The following is a 22,104-nucleotide window of genomic DNA, read 5'->3' as shown; positions in this document are numbered from 1 at the left end:
TATTTGCCCTTTGCTCGGGCGCAGAGCACACTGGTGGAAATCAACCAGATGCAAATCGAGCGCAATGATTCAGGGGTGTTTTTTTCTGCCAATTTGAAGTTCGAACTCCCCAGCCTGGTGGAAGATGCGCTGCACAAAGGCATTCCGATGTTTTTCGTGGCCGAGATCGAGGTGCTACGAGACCGCTGGTACTGGTCGGACAAAGCCGTGGCCAGCCAGGCCCGCTACATGCGACTGGCCTACCAACCGCTAACCCGGCGCTGGCGCCTGAATGTCGGCCCCTCCGCCATGGGCAATAGCGGCTTGGGTGTGGTGCTGAACCAGAACTTCGAGTCGCTCGCCGACGCCCTGGCCAACATACAGCGGTTTTCACGCTGGCGCATCGCCGATGCCACCGATGTCGACTTTGACGGCAAGACCCACGCCGAATTCAGCTTTCGACTCGACGTATCGCAGCTCCCACGCCCTTTCCAGATTGGCGCCATGGGCCAATCCGACTGGAGCCTGTCCGGCAGCCGCAACCTGCGCCTCTCACCGGATGCAGCCAAGTGAGCCAACAACCTGCTGAGGCGCCGGCATCCAGGTACCGAACCTTTGCCAACCCGCGGGCATTGCGCTGGGCCTGGATTGTCGGAGCAGTGGTGGTCATGGCGATTGGCCTGATTCTGCTGCTACTGCTGACCCAGTCCACCAACAACCGAGAGATGTACGAACGCAACTATGCACGCCTGTTTGCGGTGAACGTGGTGGTGGCCGGCGTGTTGCTGGCAGTGATCTCCTGGATGGCAGTGCGGCTATGGATGCGCTTGCGGCGCGGCAAGTTCGGCAGCCGTTTGCTGGTGAAATTGGCCACTATTTTCGCGTTGGTCGGCTTGATGCCGGGCTTGCTAATCTATGTGGTGTCGTACCAATTCGTATCCCGGTCCATCGAGAGTTGGTTCGATGTCAAAGTGGAAACCGCCCTGGACGCGGGGGTCAACCTGGGTCGCGCGACGCTCGATATCCTGGCCAATGACCTGGCGGACAAAGCCCGCAACGCCAGCGGGCAGTTGTCCGGAGTGCCTGATGCGGCTTCCGGCCTCACCCTGGAACACATTCGGGACCAGTTGGATGTGAGCGATGTGATGTTGTGGAGCGCAGGTGGACAGCTGATTGCCAGCGTCGGCCAATCACGCTTCCTGCTCAACCCTGAGCGGCCCAGTCCCCAGCAGTTGCGCAATGTGCGCACACAGCGTGCGGTAGCGGTCATCGAAGGCCTGGATGATCTGGGTCTTACCCCTGGGGCGGAGCCGCCCATGGCCCACATCAAGGCCCTGGCACTGGTGTCCAGCAAAGGCGTAGGCTTGCTGGCCGAGCCGCGTTTTTTGCAAGTCGTGCAAAGCCTGCCCGCACCCCTTGTGGCCAATGCCATGGCGGTACAAACCGCCAACCGGGAATACCAGGAACGGGCGCTGGCCCGCACGGGACTGAAGCGCATGTATATCGGCACGCTGACTTTAAGCCTGTTTCTTGCTGTCTTCGGGGCCGTGCTGCTGGCCGTGCTACTGGGCAACCAGCTCGCTCGACCGCTGCTGCTGCTGGCCGAAGGCGTGCGCCAGGTCGCTGCCGGTGACTTGACACCAAAAGCCGTATGGCAGGGTCGCGATGAATTGGGTGGCCTCACCCGCTCTTTCGCCGACATGACCCAGCAGCTATCCGATGCCCGCTCGGCCGTAGACCAAAGCATGTCGCAGGTCAGCGCCGCCCGGGCCAACCTTCAGACAATTTTGGACAACCTGACCTCCGGCGTCATCGTTCTGGATGCCAAGGGCACCATCCAATCCAGCAATCCCGGTGCCACCCGTATTTTGCGCGTCCCCCTGGCGGCTCTTGAAGGCAAAGCGCTGGCCGACATTGACGGCATGGGCGAATTCGCCAAAGGTGTGCACGCGCAATTTTCGGCATTTTTGAGTGAGCAGATCCACCATGGACTCGACCATTGGCAGCAATCTTTCGAGCTGAACGCCACCCCATCACCTTTCTCCCAAGATGCTATTACTTTGGTAGCTAGAGGTGCTGAACTGCCCGGCAGCAACCGCCTATTGGTCTTTGATGATATTTCTGAGATCGTATCGGCCCAGCGGGCCCAGGCATGGGGTGAAGTAGCGCGTCGTCTGGCGCATGAGATTAAAAATCCACTGACACCCATCCAGCTTTCTGCGGAACGGCTGGAAATGAAGCTTTTGAATAAAGTCGGCGAGCCCGAGCAGATACTGCTTAAAAAGTCTGTGAAAACCATCGTAGACCAGGTCGATGCCATGAAGCGCCTGGTCAATGAATTCCGTGACTATGCCCGTCTTCCAGCCGCAGACCTCAAGCCTTTGGATCTCAACTCACTCGTCCAGGACGTGCTGCAGCTCTATGAGCACGAAACTGCACCGATCACTGTGGTTGCGCAACTCGAAAGCGGCTGCCCGTGGATTCTGGGGGATGCGGAGCAGTTACGCCAAGTCATTCATAACCTTCTGCAAAACGCACAGGATGCTACTGAAGCAGCCCACCGGCCCGGTACGACTCCGAGTGTCGTCGTACGCACCCAATGGGCCTCAGCGTCACAGCGTGTGCGACTCGTGGTGCTAGACCAAGGTACAGGCTTTCCCGAGCATATCCTCAAGCGTGCATTTGAACCGTACGTCACCACCAAGAGCCGCGGCACGGGATTGGGGCTGGCTGTGGTGAAAAAAATCGCAGATGAGCACGGTGCGCGCATCGACTTATCAAACCGTATCGTCAATGGCGTGGTGGATGGTGCGCAAGTATCGTTATCATTCAGCATCCACCTTAAAGTGGCAACTTAACAACGGCCACACCGCTGTATTTTCATCCGGGGACCCGCGCTTCAATCATGGCAAACATTCTGGTAGTTGACGATGAACTCGGTATTCGCGACCTGCTTTCTGAAATCCTGAATGATGAAGGGCACAACGTCGAACTGGCAGAAAATGCGGCAGAGGCACGTATCGCCCGGTTGCAATCCCGCCCTGACTTGGTGCTGCTAGACATTTGGATGCCCGACACCGATGGTGTCTCCCTGCTCAAGGAATGGGCCGCCGCAGGTGCCTTGACGATGCCCGTCATCATGATGAGTGGCCATGCCACCATCGACACTGCGGTAGAAGCCACACGTATCGGGGCCTTCTCGTTTTTGGAAAAGCCCATTACCCTGCAAAAGCTGTTGAAAGCAGTCGAGCAAGCGCTGACGCGCAACGCCACACGCAAAGCCGCGCCGGTACCTGTCTTGCAAGCCCATTCGGACAACCGGGTCGTCCCCTTGGAAATGCTCAGCAGCATGCCTGGTGCCCTCTCCAGCACCAGCCTCCTTGGCCCCCAGTCACAGCAGACCTTTGACTTGGACAAACCGCTAAGGGAAGCACGCGATGGTTTTGAAAAGGCCTACTTCGAATTTCATCTTGCCCAAGAAGGTGGATCCATGACCCGTGTTGCAGAACAAACCGGCCTGGAGCGCACACATCTATATCGCAAATTAAAACAACTCGGAGTTGATCTCGCCCGTGGAAAACGGGGGTAATTTCGGTATATAATTTAAGTCTTGGCCCGGTAGCTCAGTCGGTAGAGCAGAGGATTGAAAATCCTTGTGTCGGTGGTTCGATTCCGCCCCAGGCCACCAAAAAATCTTCTTACTAATCAACAGGTTAGCAGGGAGTAGTCAAAAAAGCGGCCCGTAAAACAGGCTGCTTTTTTGTTTTCTGGCGTAGTTTCTGGCTCCCGTGTCAGAAGTCCACTGCGCCAGGATGGCCGTTGATTGCGTCATTGCGTCCAAGTCCACCTCAAGGACTTGGACATCGTGGCTAGCCATCAAGGCGATGTTGTTAGAGCCGATCCAATCTTGACCACCAGTGTCAATCGAATTTTGACCAGGTGCTAGAACGGCCTCCGTGAAGGCCGACTGTGGATAACTATAGGCTGTCTGCCTCGGTTGGGCCTCCTTTTCTTGCATTGGTTTGTTCTGTTCCCGAGCCGTCAGGCGAGGCCCCTTCCTCCACGGTATCGCGGGCTTGTGTTCCTCGACTGGCCTCCTCCTTCCTGGCTTGCTCCCGCGTCTTGATGCGTCCCTTGGCTTCATGCGTGCTGTGCCGGAACCGGTAGGACTCGTTGCCGGTCTCGATGATGTGGCAGTGGTGAGTCAGCCGGTCGAGCAAGGCCGTTGTCATCTTGGCGTCGCCGAACACACTGGACCACTCGGCAAACGTCAGGTTGGTGGTAATCATCACGCTGGTGTGTTCGTACAGCTTGGACAACAAGTGGAACAAGAGGACTCCACCAGCCTGGCTGAACGGCAGGTAACCCAATTCATCCAGCACCACCAGGTCCATGCGCACCAGACTCATGGCAATGCGCCCAGCGCGTCCCTGGGACTTCTCCTGCTCCAGGGCATTGACCAGGTCGACCGTCGAGTAGAAGCGCACCCGCTTGCCGTGCCGGGTCAATCCCGAGATGCCCAACGCTGTGGCCAGATGGGTCTTGCCGGTGCCCGGCCCACCGACCAGCACCACGTTCTGCGCATCCTGGGTGAACGCCAGGTCGGCCAGCTTTTGAACCAACCTCTGGTCGACCTGCGAGACGGCGAAGTCGAACCCGGCTAGGTCACGGTGTATGGGGAAGCGGACCGACTTCATCTGGTGGGTAATCGAACGCATGGCCCGGTCAGCATCCTCGGCCTGTAGCAGGTGTTCCACCAGCCAGCGGGAAGCGGCCAGGGTGGTATCGCCCCCTTGCTCGGTCAGGTCGGCCCAGGCCGCGGCCATTCCGTTGAGCCGCAGCGCCTTCAGTTGCGCCTGCACATCGGTGGTGGTGTCACGCATGGCCGACCTCCTGTCCGTCCAGACGATCCAGATGGGTCGGTCGCAGCCGGTCGTAGCGTGCCGTGTCGGCAATCGGCACCTGGCTGAGTCGCAGCGAGGTCTGCGCCTGCTCCGGGGTGATGGGGTTTTTCAACCGAGCTAGCACGTTGCGCACATGCTCGACGCTGATGCTGCCGCTGGGCGCCATACCTTCAAGCACCAGTTCGACGGCCACCAGAACAGCCTCCAATCCTGCCTGTGGCACGGCTGCCAACACCTGGTCCATGGCCCGGTCGCCGCCCGGATGGCGGAGCAGGGATTGGCGCAAGCGCAGCAGTGGCGCCGGCAGGTCCAGAAACGGCGTGCCGTTGCGCAAGGAGCCCGGCTTGCGCTGCACCAGCTCGATGAAATGCTGCCAGTCGTAGCTGGTCTGGCCACTGCCGGGCAGCCGGGCATGGCTGGCCACAACGGCGTCGGCCGTGGCTACGTCGATCCGGCCAGGATAGACCCGGGTGCTGACGATGTGGCCGGCCCATTCACAGGGCACGGAATAACGGTTGCGGGCGGCCGCCACCAGGCAGGTGCTGCTGACCCGGGCCAGCCGCTCGACGTAGCCATCGAACGGGGCCGGCATGGACATCAAGTGGACTTTCTCCAGCTCCAACATCTCGGCCACTGTGAACTGCCGGTGAATCGGGTGCGCGGTATCGGCCCAGACGGAACGGCAACGCTCGCCCAGCCAGGCATTGGGCTCGATGAAGGAGCCGAAGCGCCGGGTGCCAGCTTCGATCCAGATGCGGCGCCGACTGTCCTGCACGTTCTTCTCGACCACCCCTTTCTCCCAGCCCGAGGCGACGTTGCAGAAGTCGGGGTCGAACAGGTAGTGGCTGCACATGGCGGCGAAGCGGGCGTTGACGATGCGCTGCTTGCCGCGCTGCACCTTGTCCACGGCGGTGCGCATGTTGTCGTAGATGCCACGCCGGGTGACGCCACCCAGCGCCTGGAACGACCGCGTGTGTGCATCGAACAGCATCTCGTGGCCTTGGCTGGGATAGGCCACCAGCCAGAAGGCCCGGCTGGCGCACAGCTTCAGGTGGGCCACCTGGACGTTGTAGAACACGCCGCCGACGACCATGGCCTCGTCGCTCCAGTCGAACTGGAAGGCTTCGCCCAACTCGAAACTGAGCGGGACAAAGGCTTTGGTCGGACTGGATGCCGACTCGATCCGCCAGCGGCGGATGTAGTCGGTGACGGCGCTGTAGCCGCCGCGGTAACCCTGGGCCTGGATCTGGGCGAACAGGGCCCGGCCACTGCGCCGGCCCTGCTTGGGGCGATGGCTGTCGGTCGTGAGGGCCTGGTGCAGGGTGGCCTCGAAGGAAGTGAGCTTGCCTTCCTGCTTGCCCCGCTCGTACTTTGGGACGGCCTCGCGGGGCACCTTGAGCCACTTCTTGACCGTGTTACGCGACAAACCTGTGCGCTTCGCGATCTCGCTAAGGGAGAGTTGGTCGCGCAACTTCATGCGCCTGACCTTGCCAATCATGTCCATGGTGATCACCTTGAATCCCTGCTGAAAGTTTCAGCAGGTCAGTGGAACACCCTGGTCAATTTTGGATTGGCACTTTGCGGTTTAGCTGGTCAGTTTTGGATCGGCACTAACACATAGGAGTTACGGGGGGCAACGCCAATGCAATGAAGGCGGGAGCCGGGGATGGGTCCTGCGCGATGGTGGGCATGCGGGGCTTGGCCAGTTGATGACAGCCACTGCGCTGGTGTTCCTTGAGCCAGCGGTGCAGCACATTGCATGTTCCCCCGCCAATGCCGCGATGGAGGTACCAGGCTGTTGGCAAGCCCTCACCAACTCGGCCTTGAACTCCGGCGTGTGTGTGTCCGATGCGTGCGCCGAGTGGAATATCTGGAAGCCTCCGATTCTTTGAGCATGGTGTGCACGATCTGTTGCGTGCACACGATCTTGCGAGAGCGCTGCACTCACATCAAGATGGGTTCGCCGCGCGCTTACAATCAAGATGAGTTGGCCGTACGCATACCGCGGGCCAACTGGCTACGGCGGTGATGATGAGTCTAGTGTAGTCAACACGCATGAGTTGGCATGACCCCTATGCCTACCTGAAGGATGTGCTGACTTGGGCTGCCAATGCACAGGGCCGGCCGAGTGGAAGACTTGGTGCTGCATCGCTGGCAGCCCATCACTCTTTGACATCAACCATGGCCTTCGCCCGTGGTCAACAGGGGATTGCCGCGCGCCTATGCTGCAGCGACAGCAGGTGCCCGATGGATCCGCGACGACTAAAGCACTGGACCACAACGTTCGGAGTTGGGAAGCGCTGACCCTGTTCCCAGGTCACGCGCAAGTTACAGTGGGCAACAATTGGATTGAGAAGCAGATCAGATTGATTAAAAACGTTTTGCGTTTTCTTTAGTGCTGCCAAGTAGCACTAAAGAAAACGCCCAGTCCGCTGGACTGGGCGTTTCTTGCTGTAATAGCCTGACGATGACCTACTTTCACACGGGAACCCGCACTATCATCGGCGCAGAGGCGTTTCACTGTCCTGTTCGGGATGGGAAGGAGTGGTACCACCTCGCTATGGTCATCAGGCATAACTTGTTGCCGCCCTGACATGCGTCAGGACAACGAATTCATAGAGATTTAATCAGCTCCGGCATCTCACCGGATATGTTTTTGAATGCGTCACTTGGCATAACTAGTCCTTCAAACCAATTGCTTGGAATCAAAGTTATAGGGTCAAGCCGCACGAGCAATTAGTATCAGTTAGCTTAACGCATTACTGCGCTTCCACACCTGACCTATCAACGTCCTGGTCTTGAACGACTCTTTAGGGGGCTCAAGGCCCCGGCAGATCTCATCTTGAAACGAGTTTCCCGCTTAGATGCTTTCAGCGGTTATCTCTTCCACACTTAGCTACTCGGCAATGCCACTGGCGTGACAACCGATACACCAGAGGTGTGTCCACTCCGGTCCTCTCGTACTAGGAGCAGGCTTCCTCAAATCTGCAGCGCCCACGGAAGATAGGGACCAAACTGTCTCACGACGTTTTAAACCCAGCTCACGTACCTCTTTAAATGGCGAACAGCCATACCCTTGGGACCGGCTACAGCCCCAGGATGAGATGAGCCGACATCGAGGTGCCAAACACCGCCGTCGATATGAACTCTTGGGCGGTATCAGCCTGTTATCCCCAGAGTACCTTTTATCCGTTGAGCGATGGCCCTTCCATACAGAACCACCGGATCACTATGTCCTGCTTTCGCATCTGCTCGACTTGTCAGTCTCGCAGTTAAGCACGCTTATGCCATTGCACTATCATCACGATGTCCGACCGTAACTAGCGTACCTTCGAACTCCTCCGTTACGCTTTGGGAGGAGACCGCCCCAGTCAAACTGCCTACCATGCACTGTCCCCGATCCAGATAATGGACCTAGGTTAGAACCTCAAACACACCAGGGTGGTATTTCAACGTTGGCTCCACAAGATCTAGCGACCCTGCTTCAAAGCCTCCCACCTATCCTACACAGATCTGTTCAAAGTCCAATACAAAGCTACAGTAAAGGTTCATGGGGTCTTTCCGTCTTTCCGCGGGGAGATTGCATCATCACAAACATTTCAACTTCGCTGAGTCTCAGGAGGAGACAGTGTGGCCATCGTTACGCCATTCGTGCAGGTCGGAACTTACCCGACAAGGAATTTCGCTACCTTAGGACCGTTATAGTTACGGCCGCCGTTTACTGGGACTTCAATCAAGAGCTTGCACCCCATCATTTAATCTTCCAGCACCGGGCAGGCGTCACACCCTATACGTCCACTTTCGTGTTTGCAGAGTGCTGTGTTTTTAATAAACAGTCGCAGCCACCGATTTTTTGCAACCCCGTTGGGCTCCATCCGCAAGGGACTTCACCTACTAGAGGCACACCTTCTTCCGAAGTTACGGTGTCAATTTGCCGAGTTCCTTCTCCTGAGTTCTCTCAAGCGCCTTAGAATACTCATCTCGCGCACCAGTGTCGGTTTGCGGTACGGTCGTGTGTAGCTGAAGCTTAGTGGCTTTTCCTGGAAGCAGGGTATCACTCACTTCGGCTGCAAGCAGCCTCGTTATCACCCCTCATCTAAGCCCGGCGGATTTACCTACCAGGCACGACTACAGGCTTGAACCAACATATCCAACAGTTGGCTGAGCTAACCTTCTCCGTCCCCACATCGCACTACACATCGGTACAGGAATATTGACCTGTTTCCCATCAACTACGCATCTCTGCCTCGCCTTAGGGGCCGACTCACTCTACGCCGATGAACGTTGCGTAGAAAACCTTGCGCTTACGGCGAGGGGGCTTTTCACCCCCTTTAACGCTACTCATGTCAGCATTCGCACTTCTGATACCTCCAGCAGGGTTTACACCGCCACCTTCACAGGCCTACAGAACGCTCTCCTACCACTTGCAATAAATTGCAAATCCGCAGCTTCGGTAACTGGCTTAGCCCCGTTACATCTTCCGCGCAGGACGACTCGATCAGTGAGCTATTACGCTTTCTTTAAATGATGGCTGCTTCTAAGCCAACATCCTGACTGTTTTAGCCTTCCCACTTCGTTTCCCACTTAGCCAATTTTAGGGACCTTAGCTGGCGGTCTGGGTTGTTTCCCTCTTGAGTCCGGACGTTAGCACCCGGTGCTCTGTCTCCCAAGCTGTACTCGTCGGTATTCGGAGTTTGCATTGGTTTGGTAAGTCGCCATGACCCCCTAGCCAAAACAGTGCTCTACCCCCGACGGTAATACTTGAGGCACTACCTAAATAGTTTTCGGAGAGAACCAGCTATTTCCAAGTTTGTTTAGCCTTTCACCCCTATCCACAGCTCATCCGCTAGTTTTGCAACACTAGTCGGTTCGGACCTCCAGTGCGTGTTACCGCACCTTCATCCTGGCCATGGATAGATCACTTGGTTTCGGGTCTACACCCAGCGACTGAATCGCCCTATTCGGACTCGGTTTCCCTACGCCTTCCCTATTCGGTTAAGCTTGCCACTGAATGTAAGTCGCTGACCCATTATACAAAAGGTACGCAGTCACCCCTTTCAAGGCTCCTACTTTTTGTAAGCATGCGGTTTCAGGATCTATTTCACTCCCCTCCCGGGGTTCTTTTCGCCTTTCCCTCACGGTACTAGTTCACTATCGGTCAATGATGAGTATTTAGCCTTGGAGGATGGTCCCCCCATATTCAGACAGGATTTCTCGTGTCCCGCCCTACTTGTCGTTAACTTAGTACCACGCGTCTGTTTTCACGTACGGGGCTATCACCCGCTATGGCTAGCTTTTCCAAGCTATTCCGTTAACAGTCGCGCTATCACTAACAGGCTTTTCCGATTTCGCTCGCCACTACTTTCGGAATCTCGGTTGATGTCTTTTCCTCGAGCTACTGAGATGTTTCAGTTCACCCGGTTCGCCTCGCATGACTATGTATTCATCATGCGATACCCCTAAGGGTGGGTTTCCCCATTCAGAAATCTCCGGATCAAAGCTAATTTGCCAGCTCCCCGAAGCTTATCGCAGGCTATCACGTCTTTCGTCGCCTATCATTGCCAAGGCATCCACCACATGCTCTTATTCACTTGACCCTATAACTTTGACGTCTCCTTACAGAAACATCGCCATTGTCTTCAAGGAATGTCTGATTGGTCTTTCACCAATCGCGTTATGCCGTAAACAACTACAACTCTTTCGAGTCTTCATCGTTAATTTTGAATTTCAAACTAAAGTCTGATATTCGTTTTGACGCAATCAAAAATTTGTCACTAACCACCACCACCGGGCACGGTCTGCACTAAACCTTTACGAATGTGCAGTTTCCCAGAGGTAGCTAAACGGTTAGCAACGCTGATTAAACTCTATGAATTTTTAATGAACAGCCGATTAACCTTACGGTTAATTTATATCGATCAATAGATATTGATCAACAACAAAGTAGCCTCGTTAAAAGCCACTTTGGTGTTGAATATATAAGCACCAAATTATTGGTGGAGGTGACAGGACTCGAACCCGCTACCTACTGCTTGCAAAGCAGCCGCTCTCCCAGCTGAGCTACACCCCCACAAAAACGGCAGTGTTGTTGAATGGATGGTGGGTCTGGTTGGTTTCGAACCAACGACCCCCGCCTTATCAAGACGGTGCTCTAACCAACTGAGCTACAGACCCAAGCCGGTCGCTCTCAGAGCAACTCCGAGAATCTGACCAATGGCCTTTTTCCCACAATTGTCCTCGCGACAACCTTCCAACAACCGATAAGTGTGGGCATTCAAATTTGACTGCAGTTTCCAGAAAGGAGGTGATCCAGCCGCACCTTCCGATACGGCTACCTTGTTACGACTTCACCCCAGTCACGAACCCTGCCGTGGTAATCGCCCTCCTTGCGGTTAGGCTAACTACTTCTGGCAGAACCCGCTCCCATGGTGTGACGGGCGGTGTGTACAAGACCCGGGAACGTATTCACCGTGACATTCTGATCCACGATTACTAGCGATTCCGACTTCACGCAGTCGAGTTGCAGACTGCGATCCGGACTACGACTGGTTTTATGGGATTAGCTCCCCCTCGCGGGTTGGCAACCCTTTGTACCAGCCATTGTATGACGTGTGTAGCCCCACCTATAAGGGCCATGAGGACTTGACGTCATCCCCACCTTCCTCCGGTTTGTCACCGGCAGTCTCATTAGAGTGCCCAACTAAATGTAGCAACTAATGACAAGGGTTGCGCTCGTTGCGGGACTTAACCCAACATCTCACGACACGAGCTGACGACAGCCATGCAGCACCTGTGTTACGGCTCTCTTTCGAGCACGCCTCTATCTCTAAAGGCTTCCGTACATGTCAAAGGTGGGTAAGGTTTTTCGCGTTGCATCGAATTAAACCACATCATCCACCGCTTGTGCGGGTCCCCGTCAATTCCTTTGAGTTTCAACCTTGCGGCCGTACTCCCCAGGCGGTCAACTTCACGCGTTAGCTTCGTTACTGAGTCAGTGAAGACCCAACAACCAGTTGACATCGTTTAGGGCGTGGACTACCAGGGTATCTAATCCTGTTTGCTCCCCACGCTTTCGTGCATGAGCGTCAGTACAGGTCCAGGGGATTGCCTTCGCCATCGGTGTTCCTCCGCATATCTACGCATTTCACTGCTACACGCGGAATTCCATCCCCCTCTACCGTACTCTAGCTATACAGTCACAAATGCAGGTCCCAGGTTGAGCCCGGGGATTTCACATCTGTCTTATATAACCGCCTGCGCACGCTTTACGCCCAGTAATTCCGATTAACGCTCGCACCCTACGTATTACCGCGGCTGCTGGCACGTAGTTAGCCGGTGCTTATTCTTACGGTACCGTCATTAGCCCACCGTATTAGGGCAGACCGTTTCGTTCCGTACAAAAGCAGTTTACAACCCGAAGGCCTTCATCCTGCACGCGGCATTGCTGGATCAGGCTTGCGCCCATTGTCCAAAATTCCCCACTGCTGCCTCCCGTAGGAGTCTGGACCGTGTCTCAGTTCCAGTGTGGCTGGTCGTCCTCTCAGACCAGCTACAGATCGTCGCCTTGGTGGGCTTTTACCCCACCAACTAGCTAATCTGATATCGGCCGCTCCAATCGCGCGAGGCTCTTGCGAGTCCCCCGCTTTCATCCAGAGATCGTATGCGGTATTAGCACAGCTTTCGCTGCGTTATCCCCCACGACTGGGCACGTTCCGATATATTACTCACCCGTTCGCCACTCGCCACCAGGATTGCTCCCGTGCTGCCGTTCGACTTGCATGTGTAAGGCATGCCGCCAGCGTTCAATCTGAGCCAGGATCAAACTCTATAGTTCGATCTTGAATTTTTTGCCCCTGACTTTTACCACCAGGGGCCACTCATAAATTGGAATTGACATGAACTTCATTTCTGATATTCACATCTTCTTTTACTTCATGAGCGTTTGTAGTGCTAAGCACTAGTTCCGAAGAACTTGGCAATCGCATTCAAACGCCCACGCTTATCGGCTGTATATTTTTAAGGATCAACATCGCAGCTTTTACACCACTTTGTCCAACTCGCTGTGATCAGCGAAGCCTTGTATTCTAGCATGCTTTTTAGCACACATAAAAACGTTTTGCGTTTTCTTTAGTGCTGCCAAGTAGCACTAAAGAAAACGCCCAGTCCGCTGGACTGGGCGTTTCTTGCTGTAATAGCCTGACGATGACCTACTTTCACACGGGAACCCGCACTATCATCGGCGCAGAGGCGTTTCACTGTCCTGTTCGGGATGGGAAGGAGTGGTACCACCTCGCTATGGTCATCAGGCATAACTTGTTGCCGCCCTGACATGCGTCAGGACAACGAATTCATAGAGATTTAATCAGCTCCGGCATCTCACCGGATATGTTTTTGAATGCGTCACTTGGCATAACTAGTCCTTCAAACCAATTGCTTGGAATCAAAGTTATAGGGTCAAGCCGCACGAGCAATTAGTATCAGTTAGCTTAACGCATTACTGCGCTTCCACACCTGACCTATCAACGTCCTGGTCTTGAACGACTCTTTAGGGGGCTCAAGGCCCCGGCAGATCTCATCTTGAAACGAGTTTCCCGCTTAGATGCTTTCAGCGGTTATCTCTTCCACACTTAGCTACTCGGCAATGCCACTGGCGTGACAACCGATACACCAGAGGTGTGTCCACTCCGGTCCTCTCGTACTAGGAGCAGGCTTCCTCAAATCTGCAGCGCCCACGGAAGATAGGGACCAAACTGTCTCACGACGTTTTAAACCCAGCTCACGTACCTCTTTAAATGGCGAACAGCCATACCCTTGGGACCGGCTACAGCCCCAGGATGAGATGAGCCGACATCGAGGTGCCAAACACCGCCGTCGATATGAACTCTTGGGCGGTATCAGCCTGTTATCCCCAGAGTACCTTTTATCCGTTGAGCGATGGCCCTTCCATACAGAACCACCGGATCACTATGTCCTGCTTTCGCATCTGCTCGACTTGTCAGTCTCGCAGTTAAGCACGCTTATGCCATTGCACTATCATCACGATGTCCGACCGTAACTAGCGTACCTTCGAACTCCTCCGTTACGCTTTGGGAGGAGACCGCCCCAGTCAAACTGCCTACCATGCACTGTCCCCGATCCAGATAATGGACCTAGGTTAGAACCTCAAACACACCAGGGTGGTATTTCAACGTTGGCTCCACAAGATCTAGCGACCCTGCTTCAAAGCCTCCCACCTATCCTACACAGATCTGTTCAAAGTCCAATACAAAGCTACAGTAAAGGTTCATGGGGTCTTTCCGTCTTTCCGCGGGGAGATTGCATCATCACAAACATTTCAACTTCGCTGAGTCTCAGGAGGAGACAGTGTGGCCATCGTTACGCCATTCGTGCAGGTCGGAACTTACCCGACAAGGAATTTCGCTACCTTAGGACCGTTATAGTTACGGCCGCCGTTTACTGGGACTTCAATCAAGAGCTTGCACCCCATCATTTAATCTTCCAGCACCGGGCAGGCGTCACACCCTATACGTCCACTTTCGTGTTTGCAGAGTGCTGTGTTTTTAATAAACAGTCGCAGCCACCGATTTTTTGCAACCCCGTTGGGCTCCATCCGCAAGGGACTTCACCTACTAGAGGCACACCTTCTTCCGAAGTTACGGTGTCAATTTGCCGAGTTCCTTCTCCTGAGTTCTCTCAAGCGCCTTAGAATACTCATCTCGCGCACCAGTGTCGGTTTGCGGTACGGTCGTGTGTAGCTGAAGCTTAGTGGCTTTTCCTGGAAGCAGGGTATCACTCACTTCGGCTGCAAGCAGCCTCGTTATCACCCCTCATCTAAGCCCGGCGGATTTACCTACCAGGCACGACTACAGGCTTGAACCAACATATCCAACAGTTGGCTGAGCTAACCTTCTCCGTCCCCACATCGCACTACACATCGGTACAGGAATATTGACCTGTTTCCCATCAACTACGCATCTCTGCCTCGCCTTAGGGGCCGACTCACTCTACGCCGATGAACGTTGCGTAGAAAACCTTGCGCTTACGGCGAGGGGGCTTTTCACCCCCTTTAACGCTACTCATGTCAGCATTCGCACTTCTGATACCTCCAGCAGGGTTTACACCGCCACCTTCACAGGCCTACAGAACGCTCTCCTACCACTTGCAATAAATTGCAAATCCGCAGCTTCGGTAACTGGCTTAGCCCCGTTACATCTTCCGCGCAGGACGACTCGATCAGTGAGCTATTACGCTTTCTTTAAATGATGGCTGCTTCTAAGCCAACATCCTGACTGTTTTAGCCTTCCCACTTCGTTTCCCACTTAGCCAATTTTAGGGACCTTAGCTGGCGGTCTGGGTTGTTTCCCTCTTGAGTCCGGACGTTAGCACCCGGTGCTCTGTCTCCCAAGCTGTACTCGTCGGTATTCGGAGTTTGCATTGGTTTGGTAAGTCGCCATGACCCCCTAGCCAAAACAGTGCTCTACCCCCGACGGTAATACTTGAGGCACTACCTAAATAGTTTTCGGAGAGAACCAGCTATTTCCAAGTTTGTTTAGCCTTTCACCCCTATCCACAGCTCATCCGCTAGTTTTGCAACACTAGTCGGTTCGGACCTCCAGTGCGTGTTACCGCACCTTCATCCTGGCCATGGATAGATCACTTGGTTTCGGGTCTACACCCAGCGACTGAATCGCCCTATTCGGACTCGGTTTCCCTACGCCTTCCCTATTCGGTTAAGCTTGCCACTGAATGTAAGTCGCTGACCCATTATACAAAAGGTACGCAGTCACCCCTTTCAAGGCTCCTACTTTTTGTAAGCATGCGGTTTCAGGATCTATTTCACTCCCCTCCCGGGGTTCTTTTCGCCTTTCCCTCACGGTACTAGTTCACTATCGGTCAATGATGAGTATTTAGCCTTGGAGGATGGTCCCCCCATATTCAGACAGGATTTCTCGTGTCCCGCCCTACTTGTCGTTAACTTAGTACCACGCGTCTGTTTTCACGTACGGGGCTATCACCCGCTATGGCTAGCTTTTCCAAGCTATTCCGTTAACAGTCGCGCTATCACTAACAGGCTTTTCCGATTTCGCTCGCCACTACTTTCGGAATCTCGGTTGATGTCTTTTCCTCGAGCTACTGAGATGTTTCAGTTCACCCGGTTCGCCTCGCATGACTATGTATTCATCATGCGATACCCCTAAGGGTGGGTTTCCCCATTCAGAAATCTCCGGATCAAAGCTAATTTGCCAGCTCCCCGAAGCTTATCGCAGGCTATCACGTCTTTCGTCGCCTATCATTGCCAAGGCATCCACCACATGCTCTTATTCACTTGACCCTATAACTTTGACGTCTCCTTACAGAAACATCGCCATTGTCTTCAAGGAATGTCTGATTGGTCTTTCACCAATCGCGTTATGCCGTAAACAACTACAACTCTTTCGAGTCTTCATCGTTAATTTTGAATTTCAAACTAAAGTCTGATATTCGTTTTGACGCAATCAAAAATTTGTCACTAACCACCACCACCGGGCACGGTCTGCACTAAACCTTTACGAATGTGCAGTTTCCCAGAGGTAGCTAAACGGTTAGCAACGCTGATTAAACTCTATGAATTTTTAATGAACAGCCGATTAACCTTACGGTTAATTTATATCGATCAATAGATATTGATCAACAACAAAGTAGCCTCGTTAAAAGCCACTTTGGTGTTGAATATATAAGCACCAAATTATTGGTGGAGGTGACAGGACTCGAACCCGCTACCTACTGCTTGCAAAGCAGCCGCTCTCCCAGCTGAGCTACACCCCCACAAAAACGGCAGTGTTGTTGAATGGATGGTGGGTCTGGTTGGTTTCGAACCAACGACCCCCGCCTTATCAAGACGGTGCTCTAACCAACTGAGCTACAGACCCAAGCCGGTCGCTCTCAGAGCAACTCCGAGAATCTGACCAATGGCCTTTTTCCCACAATTGTCCTCGCGACAACCTTCCAACAACCGATAAGTGTGGGCATTCAAATTTGACTGCAGTTTCCAGAAAGGAGGTGATCCAGCCGCACCTTCCGATACGGCTACCTTGTTACGACTTCACCCCAGTCACGAACCCTGCCGTGGTAATCGCCCTCCTTGCGGTTAGGCTAACTACTTCTGGCAGAACCCGCTCCCATGGTGTGACGGGCGGTGTGTACAAGACCCGGGAACGTATTCACCGTGACATTCTGATCCACGATTACTAGCGATTCCGACTTCACGCAGTCGAGTTGCAGACTGCGATCCGGACTACGACTGGTTTTATGGGATTAGCTCCCCCTCGCGGGTTGGCAACCCTTTGTACCAGCCATTGTATGACGTGTGTAGCCCCACCTATAAGGGCCATGAGGACTTGACGTCATCCCCACCTTCCTCCGGTTTGTCACCGGCAGTCTCATTAGAGTGCCCAACTAAATGTAGCAACTAATGACAAGGGTTGCGCTCGTTGCGGGACTTAACCCAACATCTCACGACACGAGCTGACGACAGCCATGCAGCACCTGTGTTACGGCTCTCTTTCGAGCACGCCTCTATCTCTAAAGGCTTCCGTACATGTCAAAGGTGGGTAAGGTTTTTCGCGTTGCATCGAATTAAACCACATCATCCACCGCTTGTGCGGGTCCCCGTCAATTCCTTTGAGTTTCAACCTTGCGGCCGTACTCCCCAGGCGGTCAACTTCACGCGTTAGCTTCGTTACTGAGTCAGTGAAGACCCAACAACCAGTTGACATCGTTTAGGGCGTGGACTACCAGGGTATCTAATCCTGTTTGCTCCCCACGCTTTCGTGCATGAGCGTCAGTACAGGTCCAGGGGATTGCCTTCGCCATCGGTGTTCCTCCGCATATCTACGCATTTCACTGCTACACGCGGAATTCCATCCCCCTCTACCGTACTCTAGCTATACAGTCACAAATGCAGGTCCCAGGTTGAGCCCGGGGATTTCACATCTGTCTTATATAACCGCCTGCGCACGCTTTACGCCCAGTAATTCCGATTAACGCTCGCACCCTACGTATTACCGCGGCTGCTGGCACGTAGTTAGCCGGTGCTTATTCTTACGGTACCGTCATTAGCCCACCGTATTAGGGCAGACCGTTTCGTTCCGTACAAAAGCAGTTTACAACCCGAAGGCCTTCATCCTGCACGCGGCATTGCTGGATCAGGCTTGCGCCCATTGTCCAAAATTCCCCACTGCTGCCTCCCGTAGGAGTCTGGACCGTGTCTCAGTTCCAGTGTGGCTGGTCGTCCTCTCAGACCAGCTACAGATCGTCGCCTTGGTGGGCTTTTACCCCACCAACTAGCTAATCTGATATCGGCCGCTCCAATCGCGCGAGGCTCTTGCGAGTCCCCCGCTTTCATCCAGAGATCGTATGCGGTATTAGCACAGCTTTCGCTGCGTTATCCCCCACGACTGGGCACGTTCCGATATATTACTCACCCGTTCGCCACTCGCCACCAGGATTGCTCCCGTGCTGCCGTTCGACTTGCATGTGTAAGGCATGCCGCCAGCGTTCAATCTGAGCCAGGATCAAACTCTATAGTTCGATCTTGAATTTTTTGCCCCTGACTTTTACCACCAGGGGCCACTCATAAATTGGAATTGACATGAACTTCATTTCTGATATTCACATCTTCTTTTACTTCATGAGCGTTTGTAGTGCTAAGCACTAGTTCCGAAGAACTTGGCAATCGCATTCAAACGCCCACGCTTATCGGCTGTATATTTTTAAGGATCAACATCGCAGCTTTTACACCACTTTGTCCAACTCGCTGTGATCAGCGAAGCCTTGTATTCTAGCATGCTTTTTAGAGCATCCTGCAAGAAATTTAACTTTCTTGCCTGCCTGCTGCAGTGCGTTTGAGAATAAACCCAAACCTTGCTTTCGCATTCTGCACATTGCTGTGTTTCATCAGCGCAGCCTTAGACTTTAGCATGGTTTGTACCGATCTCTTGCCGACCAGCAATTAAAAGTTGGACAACGCCGCAAACCGTACGAGTTCATTGCCCGCGGTGCACTGGCTCCACGCCGAAACGGCCCACCCTGTCGATGAAAGACGCCACCTCCCCTGGTCGGCCTCCAAGGGATGAAACCCGCAGGCCGGATAATCCCCCCAACATGGCACTTATTACCCTACTCGACGCCCAACTGGCTTTTGGACACGTCGCACTTCTCGATAGAGCCGCTTTTTCCCTTGAAACCACGGAGCGTGTGGGTCTGATTGGCCGCAATGGAGCGGGCAAGTCGTCCATGCTCAAGATCCTGGGTGGCCTGGAAAAGCCCGATGACGGTGCAATGCACGTGCAGCAAGGTCTGCGCATTGCCTACGTGGCCCAGGAACCGGTGTTGAACCCCGAAGACTCGGTGTTCAAGTCTGCCAGCGTGGGCCTGGCCAGCGTCATAGCTGCGCGAGACCTCTATCTGTCGGGTGCCGACGGCGTGGATCTGGATGCCTTGCAGTCGCAGATCGAGGCATTCGATGCCTGGAACTGGGAGCAGCGCGTCGAAGAAACCCTGCACCGCCTGCATCTGAACCCCGAGGCGATTGTCGGCACCCTGTCGGGCGGCACCAAGAAGCGTGTGGCACTGGCCCAGGCCCTGGTGGCCAAGCCCGACGTGCTGCTGCTCGATGAGCCGACCAACCACCTGGACCTGGATTCCATCGAATGGCTGGAAGACCTGTTGATCGACTTCAAGGGCAGCCTGATCACCATCACCCATGACCGCAGCTTCCTGAACCGCGTCGCGACCCGCATTGTGGAACTCGACCGGGGCAAGCTCAACTCGTATCCTGGCAACTTTGAACAGTATGTACTGCAAAAAGATGAACAACTGGCGCAGGAAGCGGTGATCTCCGCCAAGGCCGACAAGCTGCTGGCGCAGGAAGAAGTCTGGGTCCGCCAGGGTGTGGCCGCGCGCCGTACCCGTAGCCAAAGCCGCGTGGTACGCCTGGAAGCGCTGCGCTCCAGCCGGGCCGCCCGCCGCGATGCCCAGGGCAGCGTGAACCTGGATGTGGCCTCGGGCCAGTCCAGTGGCAAGATCGTGGCCGAACTGACCAATGTGAGCAAGGCGTTTGGCGACAAGGTCATCGTGCAGGGCTTCAGCGACGTGATTCTGCGCGGCGACAAGGTCGGCTTTCTGGGGGCCAACGGTGCGGGCAAGAGCACCCTGCTCAAGCTCATCCTGGGCGAGATCCAGCCCGACAGCGGCAAGATCCGCCAGGGTGCGAACCTGCAGGTGGCTTACTTCGACCAGATGCGCAATGCGCTCGACCTGGACGCCACGCTGGAGGACTTCATCAGCCCGGGCAGCGAGTGGATTGAAATCGGCAACCAGCGCAAGCACGTCAAAAGCTACCTGAGCGACTTCTTGTTTTCCCCGGCACGTGCCAACTCGCCCGTGCGCTCGCTGTCGGGTGGTGAACGCAACCGTTTGCTGCTGGCGCGCCTGTTTGCCCGCCCGGCCAATGTGCTGGTGCTGGACGAACCCACCAATGACCTGGACATCGACACGCTGGAACTGCTGGAAGACCTGCTGCAGAACTACGACGGCACGGTGTTTCTGGTCAGCCACGACCGGGCCTTCCTGGACAACGTGGTCACCAGCATCATTGCCCACGAACCCGAGGAGCGGCCTGGCTTCTGGCGTGAATACGAAGGCAGCGTGCAGGACTGGCTGATCCAGAGCAAGCGTGCCAAGTTGATTGCAGAAACCAATAGGAAAAATACGCCCCAGCGCCCACCAGAAGCGCAGGAGAAGCTATCAAATACAGAGCAAAAGCCGGTCACCGCCGCCGTGGCCCCCAAGGCCCGCAAGCTCAGCTTCAAGGAGCAGCGTGAGCTCGATGGCCTGCCAGAACAGATCGCGGCGCTAGAAAAAGAGCAAGCCGAGATCACCGCCACCCTGGCCGATGGCAGCATCTACGCCACCGATGCCGCGCGCGCCACCACCCTGGGCCAGCGCAATGCGCACATTGACGAGCAGCTGCTGGCTGCATTGGAACGCTGGGAAATGCTGAGCGCGTGATCGCTATCGTTTAAATAGCTGCTTACGCCCATTCCATGGGCGCTAGCAGCCTATTTTCTTTAAATGCGATTGTGCAGGCGGTCGCCGCTGGCACCCAGCTTGGCCAGCAGGGCGGGGGCAATTTTGTCCAGCGGCAGCACCTCATCGGCTGCGCCGTGGGCAATGGCCTCGCGCGGCATGCCGAAGACCACGCAACTGGCTTCATCCTGCACGTAGTTGTAGCTGCCCTTGTCGTGCATTTCGCGCATGGCACGGGCTCCGTCATTGCCCATGCCGGTGAGCATGATGCCGTAGGCGTTGCGGCCCACCATCTCGGCGCAGGACAGGAACAGCACTTCCACCGATGGCCGGTGGCGGTTCACCGGTTCGCCCTCTTCCACCACGGCCACGTAATTGGCACCGCTGCGGTTGATGCGGAACTGCTTGCCGCCCGGCGCGATGTAAGCATGGCCGGGCAGGATGCGCTCGCCGTGTACGGCTTCCTTGACGGTGATCTGGCACAGGCTGTTCAGGCGTGCTGCGAAGCTGGTGGTAAAGCCCGGCGGCATGTGCTGGGTGATGACGATGGCGGGCGAGTCGGCGGGCATGTGGACCAAAATGTCCTTGATGGCCTCCGTGCCACCGGTGGATGCGCCGATGCAGATCATCTTTTCGGTCGACAAGCGGCCGATCAAGGCATTGGTGGAGCGCACGGCGGAGGCTGGCGGCACCACTGCAGTGCCGGGCGGCGATACCGCAGGCAGCAACGGGCGACGGAACTTGGCCACCGCCGCCACGCGCACCTTGTCGACGATTTCTGTCGCCAGATCGCGCAGGCCATTGGCCAGGCCAATGCGGGGTTTGGCCACAAAATCCACCGCCCCTAACTCCAGCGCACGTAAGGTGACCTCAGCCCCCTGCGCGGTCATGGTGGAGATCATCACCACCGGCATGGGGCGCAGGCGCATCAGGCGGCCCAGGAAGTCGATGCCGTCCATGCGCGGCATCTCCACGTCCAGGGTGATGACATCGGGATCCAGATCGCGGATCATTTCGCGGGCGATCAACGGGTCGTTGGCCGCACCAATGCACTGCATGTCGGGTTGGCGGTTGATGATCTCGGTCAACAGGCTGCGCACCAGCGCCGAGTCGTCCACTACCAGAACACGGATTTTCTTCATCACAGCACGCA

Annotated in this window: 8 protein-coding genes, 5 tRNA genes and 6 rRNA genes; 6 read left to right on the top strand and 13 right to left on the bottom strand. The window is 55.3% G+C overall.

Annotated features, from left to right (window positions below; all coding sequences use genetic code 11):
* The first annotated feature begins 33 nt into the window (after nt 1–33).
* The 4 genes from AB3G31_RS02685 to AB3G31_RS02670 all read left to right on the top strand — a co-directional run bounded on the left by AB3G31_RS02685 (nt 34) and on the right by AB3G31_RS02670 (nt 3,667).
* Nucleotides 34–552: a DUF4390 domain-containing protein gene (locus AB3G31_RS02685; protein WP_367848686.1), complete on the top strand. Its 519-nt coding sequence runs from the start codon at nt 34–36 to the stop codon at nt 550–552.
* Nucleotides 549–2,837 (top strand): ATP-binding protein, encoded by a 2,289-nt coding sequence (locus tag AB3G31_RS02680; protein ID WP_367848685.1) that lies wholly within the window; start codon nt 549–551, stop codon nt 2,835–2,837. The genes AB3G31_RS02685 and AB3G31_RS02680 overlap by 4 nt, the downstream gene beginning before the upstream one ends.
* Before the next feature lie 47 nt (nt 2,838–2,884).
* The gene (locus AB3G31_RS02675; protein WP_367848684.1) at nt 2,885–3,568 is read left to right on the top strand and encodes a response regulator; all 684 of its coding nucleotides are present in this window, start codon (nt 2,885–2,887) and stop codon (nt 3,566–3,568) included.
* Between the two features lie 23 nt (nt 3,569–3,591).
* Nucleotides 3,592–3,667 (top strand) — tRNA-Phe (locus AB3G31_RS02670).
* Between the two features lie 289 nt (nt 3,668–3,956).
* On the opposite strand, the gene istB is transcribed toward AB3G31_RS02670, so the two are convergent.
* Entirely contained in the window at nt 3,957–4,862 is a 906-nt protein-coding gene (gene istB, locus AB3G31_RS02665) for an IS21-like element helper ATPase IstB (protein WP_367848683.1), read from the bottom strand.
* The gene (gene istA / locus AB3G31_RS02660) at nt 4,855–6,387 is read right to left on the bottom strand and encodes an IS21 family transposase (RefSeq protein WP_367848682.1); all 1,533 of its coding nucleotides are present in this window, start codon (nt 6,385–6,387) and stop codon (nt 4,855–4,857) included. The genes istB and istA overlap by 8 nt, the downstream gene beginning before the upstream one ends.
* 718 nt (nt 6,388–7,105) lie before the next feature.
* On the opposite strand from istA, the gene AB3G31_RS02655 reads away from it, so the two are divergent.
* Nucleotides 7,106–7,279, top strand: a complete 174-nt coding sequence (locus AB3G31_RS02655) for a transposase (protein ID WP_367848681.1) — start codon at nt 7,106–7,108, stop codon at nt 7,277–7,279.
* A gap of 63 nt (nt 7,280–7,342) precedes the next feature.
* Here AB3G31_RS02655 and rrf (AB3G31_RS02650) read toward each other — a convergent pair.
* From rrf (AB3G31_RS02650) to AB3G31_RS02605, 10 genes are all read right to left on the bottom strand, one after another.
* A 5S ribosomal RNA gene (gene rrf, locus AB3G31_RS02650) occupies nt 7,343–7,455 on the bottom strand.
* Between the two features lie 143 nt (nt 7,456–7,598).
* Nucleotides 7,599–10,480 (bottom strand): 23S ribosomal RNA (locus AB3G31_RS02645).
* A 397-nt stretch (nt 10,481–10,877) separates the two neighbouring features.
* Nucleotides 10,878–10,953: transfer RNA gene (locus AB3G31_RS02640), tRNA-Ala, on the bottom strand.
* Between the two features lie 27 nt (nt 10,954–10,980).
* A tRNA-Ile gene (locus tag AB3G31_RS02635) sits at nt 10,981–11,057 on the bottom strand.
* Between the two features lie 123 nt (nt 11,058–11,180).
* Nucleotides 11,181–12,717: ribosomal RNA gene (locus AB3G31_RS02630) — 16S ribosomal RNA — on the bottom strand.
* Between the two features lie 360 nt (nt 12,718–13,077).
* Nucleotides 13,078–13,190: ribosomal RNA gene (gene rrf, locus AB3G31_RS02625) — 5S ribosomal RNA — on the bottom strand.
* 143 nt (nt 13,191–13,333) lie between these two features.
* Nucleotides 13,334–16,215 (bottom strand): 23S ribosomal RNA (locus AB3G31_RS02620).
* Nucleotides 16,216–16,612: 397 nt separating this feature from the next.
* Nucleotides 16,613–16,688: transfer RNA gene (locus AB3G31_RS02615), tRNA-Ala, on the bottom strand.
* A 27-nt stretch (nt 16,689–16,715) separates the two neighbouring features.
* A tRNA-Ile gene (locus tag AB3G31_RS02610) sits at nt 16,716–16,792 on the bottom strand.
* Nucleotides 16,793–16,915: 123 nt separating this feature from the next.
* A 16S ribosomal RNA gene (locus tag AB3G31_RS02605) occupies nt 16,916–18,452 on the bottom strand.
* The 16S, 23S and 5S rRNA genes sit together here with 4 tRNA genes alongside, the layout of an rRNA operon.
* A gap of 573 nt (nt 18,453–19,025) precedes the next feature.
* Between AB3G31_RS02605 and AB3G31_RS02600 the strand changes: the two genes are divergently transcribed.
* A complete protein-coding gene (locus AB3G31_RS02600; RefSeq protein WP_367848680.1) occupies nt 19,026–20,933 on the top strand; it encodes an ATP-binding cassette domain-containing protein in 1,908 nt (635 codons plus the stop codon).
* A 59-nt stretch (nt 20,934–20,992) separates the two neighbouring features.
* Here AB3G31_RS02600 and AB3G31_RS02595 read toward each other — a convergent pair whose 3' ends face one another.
* A complete protein-coding gene (locus tag AB3G31_RS02595) occupies nt 20,993–22,096 on the bottom strand; it encodes a chemotaxis response regulator protein-glutamate methylesterase (protein ID WP_367848679.1) in 1,104 nt (367 codons plus the stop codon).
* Nucleotides 22,097–22,104: the final 8 nt, after the last annotated feature.

This window comes from Rhodoferax sp. WC2427, from assembly GCF_040822085.1.
Lineage (GTDB): Bacteria > Pseudomonadota > Gammaproteobacteria > Burkholderiales > Burkholderiaceae_C > Rhodoferax_B.
Note: the sequence above shows the minus strand (reverse complement) of the source record. Positions and strands in the feature narration are given on the sequence as shown.